General features: G+C 73.1%; 11 protein-coding genes and 1 riboswitch. Of the genes, 6 read left to right on the top strand and 5 right to left on the bottom strand.

Translation table 11 applies throughout. The features are described from left to right. Window positions 1-68: 68 nt before the first annotated feature. Complete coding sequence (locus tag AN218_RS02420) at window positions 69-1,436, bottom strand: PP2C family protein-serine/threonine phosphatase (protein WP_476755949.1); 1,368 nt, start codon at window positions 1,434-1,436, stop codon at window positions 69-71. A 267-nt stretch (window positions 1,437-1,703) separates the two neighbouring features. After that, on the bottom strand, window positions 1,704-2,630 hold the full coding sequence (locus AN218_RS02425) for a Rieske (2Fe-2S) protein (RefSeq protein ID WP_070014844.1): 927 nt from the start codon (window positions 2,628-2,630) through the stop codon (window positions 1,704-1,706). Window positions 2,631-2,820: 190 nt separating this feature from the next. Between AN218_RS02425 and AN218_RS02430 the strand changes: the two genes are divergently transcribed. The 4 genes from AN218_RS02430 (at window position 2,821) to AN218_RS02445 (ending at window position 9,655) form a co-directional block, all read left to right on the top strand. After that, a complete protein-coding gene (locus AN218_RS02430) occupies window positions 2,821-4,077 on the top strand; it encodes a PP2C family protein-serine/threonine phosphatase (protein ID WP_171908573.1) in 1,257 nt (418 codons plus the stop codon). A 263-nt stretch (window positions 4,078-4,340) separates the two neighbouring features. Continuing rightward, window positions 4,341-4,501, top strand: a riboswitch (cyclic di-AMP (ydaO/yuaA leader). A gap of 503 nt (window positions 4,502-5,004) precedes the next feature. Further along, complete coding sequence (locus AN218_RS02435; RefSeq protein WP_070014862.1) at window positions 5,005-5,946, top strand: M23 family metallopeptidase; 942 nt, start codon at window positions 5,005-5,007, stop codon at window positions 5,944-5,946. A 642-nt stretch (window positions 5,947-6,588) separates the two neighbouring features. Continuing rightward, the gene (locus AN218_RS02440) at window positions 6,589-7,623 is read left to right on the top strand and encodes an aldo/keto reductase (protein WP_070014853.1); all 1,035 of its coding nucleotides are present in this window, start codon (window positions 6,589-6,591) and stop codon (window positions 7,621-7,623) included. Between the two features lie 247 nt (window positions 7,624-7,870). Continuing rightward, window positions 7,871-9,655, top strand: coding sequence for a sugar-binding protein (locus tag AN218_RS02445; protein ID WP_079131746.1), 1,785 nt, complete (start codon window positions 7,871-7,873; stop codon window positions 9,653-9,655). Window positions 9,656-9,757: 102 nt separating this feature from the next. Here AN218_RS02445 and AN218_RS02450 read toward each other — a convergent pair whose 3' ends face one another. Further along, window positions 9,758-10,180 carry a PPOX class F420-dependent oxidoreductase gene (locus AN218_RS02450; RefSeq protein WP_070014856.1) on the bottom strand — a complete coding sequence of 141 codons (423 nt, stop codon included), beginning with the start codon at window positions 10,178-10,180 and terminating at the stop codon, window positions 9,758-9,760. A gap of 181 nt (window positions 10,181-10,361) precedes the next feature. On the opposite strand from AN218_RS02450, the gene AN218_RS02455 reads away from it, so the two are divergent. Beyond that, on the top strand, window positions 10,362-11,132 hold the full coding sequence (locus AN218_RS02455; protein ID WP_070014858.1) for a PIG-L deacetylase family protein: 771 nt from the start codon (window positions 10,362-10,364) through the stop codon (window positions 11,130-11,132). 34 nt (window positions 11,133-11,166) lie between these two features. Here the strand turns inward: AN218_RS02455 and AN218_RS02460 are convergent, their stop codons facing one another. Beyond that, on the bottom strand, window positions 11,167-11,652 hold the full coding sequence (locus AN218_RS02460) for a hypothetical protein (RefSeq protein WP_244900214.1): 486 nt from the start codon (window positions 11,650-11,652) through the stop codon (window positions 11,167-11,169). A 232-nt stretch (window positions 11,653-11,884) separates the two neighbouring features. Next, complete coding sequence (locus AN218_RS02465) at window positions 11,885-13,615, bottom strand: PrsW family intramembrane metalloprotease (RefSeq protein ID WP_420855929.1); 1,731 nt, start codon at window positions 13,613-13,615, stop codon at window positions 11,885-11,887. Window positions 13,616-13,833: 218 nt separating this feature from the next. Between AN218_RS02465 and AN218_RS35925 the strand changes: the two genes are divergently transcribed. Further along, the coding region (locus AN218_RS35925) for a PRC-barrel domain-containing protein (protein WP_141747409.1) at window positions 13,834-14,252 on the top strand (419 nt) is incomplete at its 3' end.

Genomic DNA, 14,252 nt, shown 5'->3' on the forward strand with positions numbered 1-14,252 from the left:
CTACCGGGACGGGAAGGCGGCCGAGGCCGCGTGTTCCGGTGCCGCTCCCTCGTGCTGGAGGACGACGATCACCAGGTCGTCGTTGATCGTCGGCGCCCAGCGCGTGACGTCGTCGCTGATGAACGCGACGACCTCCGCCGGTTCGATGTCCGCCCGTGCGGCGCCCTTCGCTCCGGCGCCCGTCGCTCCGGCGCCCGTCGCTCCGGCCCCCNCTTCGCTCCGGCGTCCCCGCGTCCGGCGTCCACCGCCCCGGAGCCCGGCGTACCGCCGTCCCGCGGGTCCCCGTAGCGCTCCGCGAGCCGCTGCCCCAGCGGATAGAAGGTGCCGTCACGGCCGCGCGCCTCGGTGACGCCGTCGGAGTAGGCGATCAGCGTCTCGCCGGGCGCCAGCTCGTAGCACTGCTCGACCGGCTGCCCCTGCGCGAGGTCGCCGAAGCCGAGCGGCAGCGCGGGCTCGGGCCGCAGCGGGCTGACGCCGTCGGGCCCGCCGATCCGGAACAGCGGCGGATGGCCCCGGTTCAGTACCCGTACGAGGCCGCCCTCCAGCGGGAACTCCAGCAGCACGGCCGTCGCGAACAGCTCCTGCGACCAGCCCTTCGGCAGCACCATCGCGGGCGTCGCCTGGGAGCCGCCGGCCTCCATGTCCTCCCGGTCGAGGGCCATCGCCGCCTCGATGCGGGCCGCGACCTCCGAGAGCGTCCCGCACACCATCGCCGCCTCACGGAACGCGGAGGTGATCGTCGCGACCCCTTCCGTCGCGCCGATGCCCTTGCCGCGTACGTCGCCGATCACGACCCGCACGCCGAACGGCGTGGGCCGGACGCTGTAGAGATCGCCGCCGATGAGCGCGGCCTCGTCGGCGGCGCGGTAGACCCCGGCGAGACGCAGCGGTCCCGCCCGTTCCGGCAGCGGCCGCAGCAGCGCCCGCTGGGTGGCCTCGGCGACCGCCTGCACCTGGACGAGTTGCAGCGTCGTCCGTTCCAGGATCATCGCCAGCAGCGTCGAGAAGCCCGTGACCAGGACGAGGGTGATCACCGGTCCGGTGATGTTGTCCGGATAGATGTCCTCCAGACCGAGATGCATCGCCGTGAGCAGCACGACCGACAGCAGTCCGGTCACGACCGTCACGAGGGGCCGCGTCAGCAGCGCCGCCAGCACGACGGCCGCGGTGAGGAAGGAGGCGAAGGAGTAGCGGGTGGGGGTGACCAGTTCCAGTACGAGCGCCAGCACGACGAGCGCCGGCGGCAGCCCCCGCACCCACAGCGGCAGCCATCTGGTGCGCCGCCTGCGGTACATGCCGGCGCTGAGCACGTCGGGCCCGCGTCCCTCGGGGGCCCGCATCGCTCCGGGGCCCGTGCCGTACAGGCCGCCGCGTACCGTACGGCCGAGGCGGCTGCCCAGGCCGCGCAGATCGCCCGCGCCGCCGAGAACGCCCATGCCGCCGATGGCGCCGAGCGCCCCGCGCCCGCCGGAACGGCGCTTTCCGTCCCGGCGTTCCGTACGCCGCCGCCCGTCCTCCGGAACTCTGCCGCTGCCTCCCGTGTTCACGCGCGTCGTTCCCTTCCACGGGGCGGGCCGGTCACCGCCGCTGCTCCGGCCTCTTCTCACTCCCGCCCCAGTTTCGGGCAAGAGCGCCGATACGGCTCGGCGTTCGGTGCAGGCGGCGGATGCTGTGACAGGCGCGGGACCGGCAGACGGCGAACGTCAGGCGAGCCGCGCCTCCAGTTGCCCCTCGATCTGCCGGATCTCGAACACCGGCTGCGGGGACGTCGCGGGCCCGGCCACGTTCCAGCCGTCCGAGAGCCGGAAGACGCTGCCGTGCCAGGGGCACTGCACGCACCCGTCGCGCACCTCGCCCTGTGAGAGCGGCCCGGCCATGTGGCTGCACCGGTCGGCCAGTACGTGCACGATGCCGTCGCCCTCGCGTACGACGACGACGGGCGTCCCGCCGACCGTCCGCCGCACCGCCTTCCCGACGGGCAGGTCCGCGGGCGACCCCAGGTTGTGCCAGCCCGGCTCCGTACGGACGGAGATGTCCTCGGCGTGGTTGACGGCCGCGGCCTGCCGGTAGGCGAGGTGTCCGCCGAGGGCGCCGCCGACGCCGACCACGGCGAGGCCCGCGTACCCCAGCGCCCGCCCGCGCAGATGGCGTCCGCGCAGCCGCGCCCCCAGCGACGAGGCGTACAGCAGGATCGCGGTGGAGTTGACGAGGGCGTGTACGAGGCCGACGCGCATCTGCGGTTTGCGCAGCTCGGCCCAGTCGATCCAGCCGGTCAGGGCGGCGGGCGCGGCGGCGCCGAGGCCGGTGGCGATCAGCATCGCGGGCGCGTAGTGGCGCCGCTTGCCCGGGATCAGATCGAGCACGGCCGCGGAGAGCCAGGTACCGATCGGGATCTGGACGAGCAGCGGGTGCACCGGGTGGCCGAGCCAGTGGCCGTGCAGGATGTCGCGGTCCTCCTCGCTGAGGGGGAGCGCGTGCACGGCGCGCTGGATGCCCTGGAGCGGGGGATCGAGCCGTGTGTCGTGCTCGGTCTTCTCGACGGCGGTGAGCACGCGTCCCTGCCGCTCGGGGTCGGGCAGCACGGTACGCAGTGCGCTGGCGCAGGCAAGCAGCTTCTGTGAATAGGACATACAGCCCGGTTCCCGTCAGAAAGCGGAGCAAACGGCACGCGGTCCGGCCCGGCATGCCACCGTCACCGCCGCCATCGCTGCCGCCGCCCGCTGGCACCGCGGGGTCCAGCGCCGTACCGCGGGTCACGCGTCCGCCCGGCCGCCGGACCGCCGAGTGGCCGCCCGCGAGGGCACCGTTCACCGTGGAATGGTGACGGAAAGCCTGAGCGGCAGCGGCGGCAGCGGCGGTGGCGGTGAGCGCGGCGGGAGGAACCGCGGGACGGGACCCGGCCGGTGGCAGCGGGCCCGGCGGCGCCTCCAGCAGACCGGACCCCCCTCGCCCTGGGCCGAACCCCCCGTCGTCGACGGCGACCTTGCCCTCTCCGCGGCGGTGCGCAACGCCGCCCGCGTGCTGATCACGCTGCTGATCGTGGGCGGCGTCGTGCTCGCCTTCACCACCGAACAGGGGCTGCCCGGCTCCCCGTTCTTCACCATCGCCGCCCTCGTCGCGGCCCCGTTCGTCTCGACGCTGGAGACCGCCCTGACGGGTCTGGCCTCGGCGGGCGCGCTGACCGCCCTGCTGCTGCTGAACCACACGACGGACAGGGAGGACGACTTCACGCGCATCGCCACCGTCGCCTGCGTCGGCGTGCTCGCCGTCGGCATCAACCGGCTGCTGCTGCGCATGAACGCCGCCCTCACCTCCGCGCGCACCATCGCCGAGACCGCTCAGCTCGCGGTGCTCCCGATCCCGCCCACCCGCATCGGCGGTCTGCGGATCGCCGTGCGCTACGAGGCGGCGCAGAGCGACGCCCACATCGGCGGCGACCTGTACGCGGTGCACAAGGTGCCGCAGGGGATCCGCATGATCGTCGGGGACGTACGGGGCAAGGGCATCGAGGCCGTACGGACCGTCGCCGTCGTCGTCGGCACCTTCCGCGAGGCGGCGGAGCAGGAGGCGACCCTCGAAGCCGTCGCCTGCCGCCTGGACCGTGCGATGCGCCGCGAGACGCAGGGACGCCAGGACCCTTACGCCCACGAGGACTTCGCCACCGCCCTGCTCGCCGAGATCCCCGTGGGCGACTCCGAGGTGCTGCGCCTCGTCAACCGCGGCCATCCGCCGCCGCTGCTGCTGGCCGCCGGCGGCGCCGAGTTCGTCCACCCCGCCGAGCCCACGCTGCCGCTCGGCCTCGCCGACCTCTCGGACCCGGGCGCCCGTCCGGACAGCGGGGACGAGATCCCCTTCCGCGCGGGCATGCGCGTCCTCCTCTATACGGACGGACTCTCCGAGGCCCGCGACCGATCGGGGACCTTCTTCGACCCCCGGGGCGCGCTGGCCGGACGGGACTTCTCCGGTCCGGAGGCGCTGCTCGACACCGTCCTCACCGAGGTCGGCCAACATGTGGGCGGCGACCTCAAGGACGACCTGGCGCTGGTGGCGGTGGAGCGCCGCGCCGCCGCCAACTGACGCCTCAACTGACGCTCCTTCACAGGCGGTTCACCCGTGACGCACAGCGACCCCACGAGCGGTGCAGAGTGACCGCCTGTCCCGATTGGCCCTTCCTGTCCTGGAAGATGCAGCTCACGTGGCTACAAATCTCACCGGAACCGCTTGGAATCACAGATGCGGCTCGATTAACGTTCCATAACGCAGCGCGGTCGTCACTGCCGTCACGAGAGACGGCTCCGTGCGCCGTCGCCGAATCCTGAACGTGCACCACCCCGAGCCACAACTCGATATCGCTGCACCAAGGGAACCGGGGAACCAACCCCCTGCCAGTCCGGTGGGGATGGGGTGAATCGGCAAGTTCCGCCCGTGGGCGGGCAGTTCGTAGGAGACCTTCCTGCTCCGAACCCGTCAGCTAACCCGGTAGGCGAGAAGGAAGGAAAGGAGAACGCCCCCGTGGCGTCCAACAGGCATGCCCCCGAGGGCACGTACGACCCGTACCGCGAGGACGAAGAGTCCGGCAGATACGGCGCGTACGGCTCCTACGGCGACGACGGCGCGCACCATCCGCACCATCAGACCTCCGGCGGCTTCGGCTCGTACGAACAGGCCGCCGAATACGACCCGTTCGATCCGTACGGCCGGTACGACGCGTACGCCTCGAAGCTGACCGAGGCCTACCCGACGTACGGCGACGGCACGTACGGCGACGGTACGGACGGCAGCGGCCCGTACGGCGGCGCCTACGGCCACGGGAGCGGCGAGTACTACGCGACCGAGGCCTCCTACGCGGCCCCCTACGCGAACGAGCCCTACACCGGGGACTCTTACGCCGCGGACTCCTACACCACGAATTCTTACTCTGCGGACTCCTACGCCGCCGAGCCCTACGCCACGCAGGAGTTCCAGCAGCCCGAGTTCGGCGTCTACGACTTCGGTGCCGGCCAAGTGCCGCCCGTACCGGGCGCGTTCGAGGAGGAGTGGAACCCGACCGAGGAGTCCGTGCGCTCGGTGCGCGGACGGCACAAGCTGGCGAAGCAGCGCGGCGGCAGCATGGCCCGCAGCAGCGCGGTCCTCGGCGTCGGCATGATCGCGGCGGTCGGCGCGGGCGGCATCGCCACCGCGCAGGAGAAGCCCGCCACTTCCATCTCCATGCCGGACGTGGCCGCCGCGGCCGACAAGGCCAAGGACCTGCCCGGCGTCAAGCTGCTCTCCGGCGGCTCCGACGAGGTCGTCGCGGGCCAGCCGCTCACCCAGGGCGCGCTGACGAAGGGCGACACCGACGCGGGCCGCACCGACGCGGGCGAGGCCCTGCGCTCCCGCATCCTCCAGCAGGCGCAGACGCAGCAGTCCGCCGCCGAGGACTCCGCGCGGGCGAAGGCCGCCGACAAGGCCGCCGAGGCGGCGCGGGCCAAGGCCGCCAAGGCGCAGGACAAGGCGGAGGCCGCCCAGCGCAAGAAGGCCGAGGACGCCCGTCTCGCCAAGCTCGCCAAGAGCTTCAAGCTTCCGGTCTCCGGCTACCAACTCACCTCCGGCTTCGGCGAGTCGGGCAGCCTGTGGTCCAACGGCCACACGGGCCTGGACTTCGCGGCCTCCTCCGGCACGCCCATCCGCGCCGTCCACTCCGGCACGGTCACCTCGGCGGGCTGGGCCGGCTCGTACGGCTACCGCACCATCGTGAAGATGGACGACGGTACGGAGCTGTGGTTCTGCCACCAGTCGTCCATGGACGTCTCGTCGGGCCAGAAGGTGCGTACGGGCGAGGTCATCGGACGCGTCGGCTCCACCGGCAACGTCACCGGCGCCCATCTGCACCTGGAGGTCCGTCCCGGCGGCGGCTCGCCGATCGACCCGGCGGCCTGGCTGCGGGGCAAGGGCCTCACTCCCTGAACTCCCTGACGTCAGCCGGGGTGCGGCGGCGCCGGCGGGGTTCCGCCGGCAGCGGAAGAAGCGTCCGTACGGGCACGACCACCGTCCGACGCCGCACCCTTGCTCCGGCTCCCCGCCGCCCGGGCGGCCGTGGTGCCGGAACGGTTCCGGAGCCGTCAACACACCGTGTGCGGCGGCCGGTTGCCCGTCGACGTCCCTCTCCGTACCTGCGTCCGCGCACATCCGCCACCCGCGCACATACCCGTGACCCGCACCGGCCCGGCGCCCACGCCGCCCCGCACAACTCCCCTCCGCACAACTGCCGTACGACTCCGACTCCCCTCCGCACGACAGCCGACGCGATGACCGACGACCCATCGCGCCGCCGCCGCCTCGCACCGTCGAGGTGCGCTGGACCGCACACGACTCGCCCATGCCCCTCGGCGTGACCGGAGGAGGGGACGAGGCGGCGGCGGACGGGGGCCTTACGGCCCGCGAGCGCCCGACCGTACGGCAGGCTCCCCGCCGAGCACGCGCCGGTGGACACGGCGCACTCCCAGCTCCGGCGGCCCTGGTGGACCACCCCCCGACACCAGGGCCGCCGGTTCCCCCGCCCGCCGAATCGCGCGGCGTTCGCGGGGAGCCTGCCGTACGGTCGGGCCCATGTCTGACCACAACTCTCCCGACGCGGCGGCCACCCGGACCTCCGGTCTCGCCGCACGCCGCCTCATCGGCGACCTCTCCGTCTCCCCGCTCTGCCTCGGCGGCAACGTCTTCGGCTGGACGGCCGGCGAATCCGCCTCGTACGACGTCCTCGACGCCTACACCGCCGCCGGCGGCAACTTCATCGACACCGCGGACGTCTACTCGGGCCGGCGGCACGGCGTCGAGGGCGGCATGGACTCCGAGACCGTCATCGGCGACTGGATGGCCGCCCGCGGCAACCGCGACGACGTCGTCATCGCCACCAAGGTCGGCGCACTCCCCGAACGCAAGGGCCTCTCCGCCGCCAACATCAAGGCGGCGGCGGACGATTCGCTGCGCCGGCTGCGCACCGACCACATCGACCTCTACTACACGCACTTCGACGACGAGAGCGTCGAGGTCGCCGAGATCGTCTCGGCGCTGGACGACCTCGTCCGCGCGGGCAAGGTCCGCGAGGTCGGCGCGTCCAACATCTCCCCGGAGCGGCTGGAGGCGTCCCTCACCGTCGGCGCCGACGGCAACGGCTCCGGCTCCGGCGACCGCTCAGGCGGCAACGGCCCGGGCGGACCGGCCCGTTACGTCGCGCTCCAGCCGCACTACAACCTCATGTCGCGGGACACCTACGAGGGCCCGCTCGCCGAGGTCGCCGAACGCCACGGGCTCGCCGTCATGCCGTACTTCGCGCTGGCGATGGGCTTCCTCACCGGCAAGTACCGGCCGGGCAGCACCTCGCAGAGCCCGCGCGCCGAACGGGCGTCGAAATATCTGGAGACCGAGCGCGGCCCGCGCGTACTCTCCGCGCTCGACCGCGTCTCCGAGGCCCACGGCGTCGCCCCGGCGACGATCGCCCTCGCCTGGCTGCTGACCCGCTCCACGGTCACCGCCCCCATCGCGAGCGCCCGCTCCCTGGAGCAGCTCACACCGCTACTGGCCCTGGGCGACGTCGAGTTGACCCCGGAGGAGGCCCAACTGCTCACGGAGGCCTCGCGGTAGCCGCCCGTACGGCTCGTACGTCGCTCGTACGCTCAGGGAGCGCCGCACCCCGACACGACACCCCACAGCCCCGTTGACGGATGTGGCCTGCACGGTGGTTGCCCCGGGACGGAAGTTGCCGAAGAGTTGCCGTCGGCAGAATTCGCGTGCCGGGGTTACCGGGGGAGAGGCGGTCGACGTCGTGGTCGGTTCGAACGGGAGCGCAAGCGGGACGGCGGGACCTTCACGGCGCCGGGTGACGGCGGCCATGGCCTCCGGCCTGGTGGGCGCGGCGGCCTGGACGGCCGGGATGCCCACGGCGAGCGCCGACGAACGGCGTACGGGTACGGGTACGGGTACACACCACCGTGATCCCGCCCACCACGACGTGCTGTTCGTGAGCGCACACCCCGACGACGAGGCGGGGAACCTCTCCACCTTCGGGCTGTGGCGGGAGCGTCTGGGGCTGCGCACCGGCGTCATCACCATCACCCGCGGCGAGGGCGGCGGCAACGCCGTCGGCCCGGAGGAGGGCGCCCCGCTCGGTCTGCTGCGCGAGGACGAGGAGCGCTCCGCGACCGCGCTCGCGGGCATCGAGAACATCTTCTACCTCGACAAGCCGGACTTCTGGTACACGCTGTCCGCCCCGCTCACCGAGCGGATCTGGCACGAGCGGGACGTCCTGGAACGCATCGTCCGCATCGTGCGCATGGCCAGACCGCACACCGTCGTGACGATGGACCCGCGTCCCTTCAATCAGCACGGCGGGCACCAGATGTCGGCGCGGCTGGCGATCGAGGCGTTCTTCCAGGCCGGTCAAGTGACCGCCTTCCCCGACCAGTTGACGTGCGAGGGGCTGCGGCCCTGGCGCACACGGCGGCTGCTGTCCCAGAACCAGAGCTTCGCGGACCTCCTCGGCCCGGACGCGCCCGGCAAGCACCGCACCGACCCGGACACCGGACTGCCCGTCATCGGCGTCTGGTCGGGGCACACCTCGCGTCGGCACGGGGTGTCCTGGGCCCAGGTGGAGCGGAACGCGGCCCGCATGTATCGCAGTCAGGGCTGGGCCGCGCAGGCGCCCAAGGTCCCCACCGATCCCGAGAAGCTGGACTCGGACTGGTTCAGCGTGCTGGCGGAGAAGGGCGAGGCCGTCCGGGCTCCCGTGCGCGAACAGGGCGAACTGCTGCCCGTGTACGCCGAGTTCCGCGCGTGGACGCGGCGCGTGGGACTGCCCTGGCTGGCCAACGCGGCGCAGCCCGACTATCCGGCGGCGCCCTCCACCACCGTTCCCGAGGTCGCCACGGCGCCCGTGCTGAACGGCGTCGAGGGCGAGGGCGAATACCCCGGCCCTGAGCTGCGGTTGCGGCACTGGGAGGGCGACGAGGCGGACGCCTCCGACTGCTCGGCGACCGCGAAGATGTCCCGGCACGGCGACGACCTGTACGTGCTGGTCACCGTCACCGACGACCGGCAGGGCACACCCCTGGACAAGGACGACGCCAAGCGGCACTGGCGCACCGACTCCGTCGAGATCGCCCTCGACCCCCGCGGCGACGGCGACGACACCTCGGTCACCTTCAAGACCGGCATCTTCCCCTTCACCGACGGCGACGGCGGCCCGGCCGCGGAGCGGGACGCCGACAACCGCCAGGGCCCCGCCGCGAAGACCGCACCCGGTATGCGCGTCGCCTCCCGGCTCGGCGACCCGTACCGCGGCTACACCGTCGAGACGAAGATCCCCCTCGGCGAACTGCCGACCGCCGCGGACCCGGAGCGCTTCAGGGCGAACATCCTCGTCTACGACTCCGACACCCAGGACAAGACCGGGCAGACGCGGCTCGCGTGGTCGCCGTTCGGCAGCGCGCAGGCCGATCCGTACGTCTGGGGCAGCGCCCGCCTCGACGGCTACACCCCGCCGCCGGACCGCCCGGCGGACCCGGCCGACCCGCAGATCCCGACGGAGGCGGCACGCAGCGAGGACTCCCCCGCGTCCGTGGAACAGTCCCGCCGCACGGGCGTCCCGCTGGCCGGCGGGCCGCGCCGGAGGCCCTGAACTCCCGGCGTGCCGCGCCCACTTCACGGCCGCTTCACGCCCACTTCACGGACATCGGTCGTCGGACGGCGACGGGACGGGGACGGGTACGGGCGCTTGCGTTCAGCGCCGCGGCTGCCCGTACGCGTGCGTCACGGGCAGCCGTACGACCAGCCGCCGGTCGGCGACCATCGCGGCGCGGTACTCGTCCCAGTCGGGGTGCTCGCCCTGGATTGCGCGGTAGACGTCGACGAGCTCCTCGACGGTCTCGTCCTGCGGATCGGCGGCGACGGGCGTCAGCTCCGCGTCGCCCTCGGCCACCGTCCACGCCCACCCGTCGTCGCTGCGCACATGGAAGCTCGCCCGCGGATCGCGCAGCAGATTACGGGTCTTGGCCCGGTCGGCGGTGACCGAGACCCGGATCAGCCGCCGCGCGGAGTCGTATGTGTAGTTGACGTTCGACAACTGCGGCCGCCCGTCCCGCTTCAGAGTCACCAGCACCCCGAGCCTGTGTTCCCCCAACAACGCCAACAGCCCCTCGTCCACGCTCCGGCCCGTCCTTTCGCCTGTTCGCTTCCGGCCGCCGCCCGCCTCGTCCGGCGGGACAGGTCGGCCTCTCCGTATCGAGCAGTATGCGAGCAACGGCGGCGGGAGCGAGGATGCGCGGAAGGATTCGGCGCGGCCGCGCCCGCCGGCCGACGCGGACAGCCCTCAGCCGGGAGCGCCCATGCCGACCCTCGTCGCCCTGCACGCCCACCCCGACGACGAAGTGCTGCTCACCGGCGGCACGCTCGCCCGTGCCGCCGCCGAGGGGCACCGGGTCGTGGTCGTCGTCGCCACCGACGGATGCATGGGGGAGGTGCCCGCGGGCCAGGAAGCCCCGCGGCTGCGGGAGTTGAGGCAGAGCGCCGCGCTGCTCGGCGTCGCGCGGGTCGTGCACCTCGGGTATGCCGACAGCGGCCACGGCAGGGAGCTGTATCCCGATCCGCCGGACCGGGTGCGTTTCGTACGGGCCGACGCCGAGGAGGCCGCCCGGAGGCTGGCCGGCGTGCTGCGCGAGGAGGGCGCGGAGCTGCTGCTCGGTTATGACGCCAACGGCGGGTACGGGCACCGGGACCATGTGAGGGTGCACCACGTCGCACGGCGCGCGGCCGAACTCGCGGGCACACCAAGGGTGTTGGAGGCCACGGTGCCGCGCGAGGCGTTCGGCCGGCTGCTGCGGCTCGTACGGCTGCTGCGGATCCCTGCGCGGTACGAACCCGAGGCGCTGCGCGGCGTCTTCAGCTCCCGAACGGACATCACCCACGTCGTCCGCGTACGGCGCTACGCCCGCCGCAAGCAGGCCGCGCTCGCCGCGCACCGCAGCGAAGTGGCCGACGGCACGGGACGGATCGCCCCCGCGATGAGGGCGCTGGTGCGGATGCCGGCGCCGCTGTTCGGGCTGCTGACGGGCAGGGAGTGGTTCGTGGAGGTGCGTACGGGGCGCAGCACCCGATGAGCGGCGGGACGGAGCACGGGGGACGGGCCCGGGCTCAACGGCGGCTGGGACGGCCGTTGTTGGCCGCGTACGCCTCGGCCGTCGCCTTCGCGGGGACGATGCCCTCCACCGGGGGAAGCACCGTGCCGCCGTCGCTGCCCGCGTCCAGCGCGACCCCGCAGGGACGGCCCGCGGCCGGTATGACGGAGTCGAGGAGCCGCCAGCCCAGCACCTTGCGGTAGTCCCACTGCTGCTTGCCGCTCTCCCCCACGAGCGTGCCCGGCTGCCGGACGCCGATGCCGGCGTCGCCGCCGCGCTTCGCGAGGCGCGCGAGTTTCTTCTCGTCCGAGAAGGCCAGTATCCAGCGGACTCCGGCGAGTTCGGCGGACCAGATGCCGCCCTGGTCGTCCAGCGGTACGAGGATCTCGCGGTGCCGGAAGCCGTCGAGGAACGCGGTGAACTCCGGCTTCGCCGCGGCGACTTCCGCGCGGACCTGCTCCTCGGCGGCCGCCACGTCGGTCAGTTGCACCGCTGCCCCCAACCCGTCGACCCTCAGCCGTCACACCAGCCCCGTTCGGGGGCATGCTGGCAGCGATACGAGGGGCCCGCAAGTGTCTGCCGTGCGCCGCCGCGGGCGCCCGCAGCGCCGATCACGGGCCGCGTCGCGGGCCCGTGTGCCGAACTGCCGCCGCCCGGCGGCCCGTTGACGTTCCCGTCCGGCCCGCGGAGTACGGGCCGCGGAGTCCACCCCGTACGTCCGCCGCACCGCATGCTCAGCGCCCCGGCCCCACCGGATGCTGGTACGGCCCGTACGCATACGGCGGACCGCCCCAGCCGTGCGGACCGCCCGGCCCCGGCGGACGCGCCTGCTGCCGCTGCCGCCTCAGCTCGACGGCCGAACTGGCCGTCGGCGGGCCCGCGACACCGTGCCGGTGCCACAGGTGGTGCAGCAACTCCTGCTCGCGGGCGTGGAAGTCCGGCGGCGGCGTCCCATGGTGCGCGCGGGCCCGCAGCAGCGCGAGCGCCGTCGCGAAGTGCTGGTATTCGGCGACCGTACGGGCCCCGGTCGGCCCGTGTGTGCGCCGCACATACGACCGCGCCATGGCCCGCGCCCGCATCGACGCCAGCCCCCACGGCTCGGGCTCCTCGAACCAGCCGGCCGCCGCGTACGCGGGAAGCGTGTCGCGGACCGTACGCAGCTCCAGCCGCCGCGACCAGATCGCCAGCCATGTCAGCGCGGCGAAGACCGGGATCATGAAGAGGACGTAGACGAAGAGGAACGTGAAGTCCGGCAGCGACGCGGAGCCGTTCCAGATCGCGTGCAGCAGCGACGCCGTCAGCAGCCCGAGCACCGGGACGAGTATGCGCAGCGTACGGCTGAGACGGGGCAGCGCGGCGACGATGCCGAAGGCGATACCGGTCAGCGCCGTGAAGAGCGGATGCGCGAACGGCGCGACGACGATGCGGATGAAGAACGTCATGGCGGTCACCGACTCGTGCAGCGCGTCAGGACCGAGGAGTTGGTCCTCGCCGAAGGCCGTGCCGAGGTAGAGCACGTTCTCGGTGAAGGCGAACCCGGTGGCGGTGATGCCGGCGACGGCGATGCCGGATATGACGCCGTGGAAGTCCCGCCGCCGGAGAAGGAAGAGCAGCAGGATCGCCGCGCCCTTGGCGCTCTCCTCGACGACGGGCGCGATGACGGTCGAACCCAGTACGTCCGCACGGGAGTTGGCGCCCGCGTCGGAGACGGCCGTCACCAGCCAGTCCGCGGCCAGGCTGTTGGTGAGAAGCGCCACGAGCGTCGCCGCGAACGCGCCCCAGGCGAAGGCGAAGAGATGGTTCCGCCACGGCGCGGGCTCCACGCCGTCGATCCAGCGGAACGCCGCCACGAGCAGCGGCACCGGCAGCACGGCCAGACCCAGCCCCACGAGCAGCCCGAGCGTGCCCGTCTGCTGCTGTACGAGGCCGAGGATGATCAGGCCGCAGAGCGTGAGCAGCGTGATGACCGCCAGCGCGCGCAGCGCCCGGCGGTGCCGGTGCCACCAGGACGGCGTCGCACGCGGCCGGTAACGCCACTCGGCGGGCGACGCCGGCATCGCGGGAAACTGCGGCTGCTGGGCCCAGGCCGGCACGGGGTGCGTATACGGCTGCGGTCGGGGCCCCGGTTGGTGCTGCGGCTGGTGCTGCGGCTGCGGCGGCTGCTGCCGGTGGAGCGGATGCACGTACGGCTCTGGCTGGGACTGCGGTTGAGGCTGAGGCGCGGGCTGCGGTGGCGGCCCGCCGTACGGCTGCGGATCGGCGCCGCCGTCGGTTCCGCCCGTCGTGCCCGTCCCGTCCGCCCCGCTCACGCCGGTCCCGACGGTGTCGGAACCCGTCACGTCGTTCCCGGTCACGTCCCCGGCGCCGCCCGTGGGCGTGCCCGTGCCCGCGTCGTCGCGGCCGTCCGCCGGGGAGGCGTCCGCGTGCGGGGGCACCTCGCGTGCGCGGGAAGGTTCGTCGTCCACCACTCGACAGTAACCAGGCGGGCGGCGGCCCGTAGCGCAGTGCCCGGTTTTGGCGGAGGTGCGGAGCCGACGATGATCGGCGGGCCTGGCCGGAGCCGGTGCCGTTCACCCGTTTGGACTGATTTGCCCGTGGATGTTCTGGTACGGGCGTGCAGTCGTCGACTCACGGGTTTTGCCTGGAGGTGGAGCGATACGCCATTGGGAGTAGGAGGCTCTTCATGATCTCCCAGGAGCAGATCCCCGCAGTGGTCGACCACATGATCTACGACCCTGACGGCAAGAAGATCGGCGAGGCACGCCACGTCTTCCTCGACGAGCGCACGGGCGAGCCGGAGTGGGCCACGGTCCGCACCGGACTGTTCGGCACGCAGGAGACGTTCGTACCCATTCAGGAGGGACGCGTCGTCGGTGACAACATCGAGGTGCCCTTCCACCGCACCAAGGTGCGGGACGCACCTCACATGGACGTCTCGAAGGGCCGCCTCACCGAGCAGCAGGAACGCGAGCTCTACAGCTTCTACGGCTTCGAGTGGGACGACGGCACACAGCGGTCGGCCGGCGACGAGGCCGGGACGGGAGCCGGAGCCGAAGGCGCGGCCGGAGCCGCCGGAGCGGCGGGCGCCGCCGGTGCCGCGGG

Source organism: Streptomyces nanshensis (assembly GCF_001751255.1).
Classification (GTDB): Bacteria; Actinomycetota; Actinomycetes; order Streptomycetales; family Streptomycetaceae; genus Streptomyces; species Streptomyces nanshensis_A.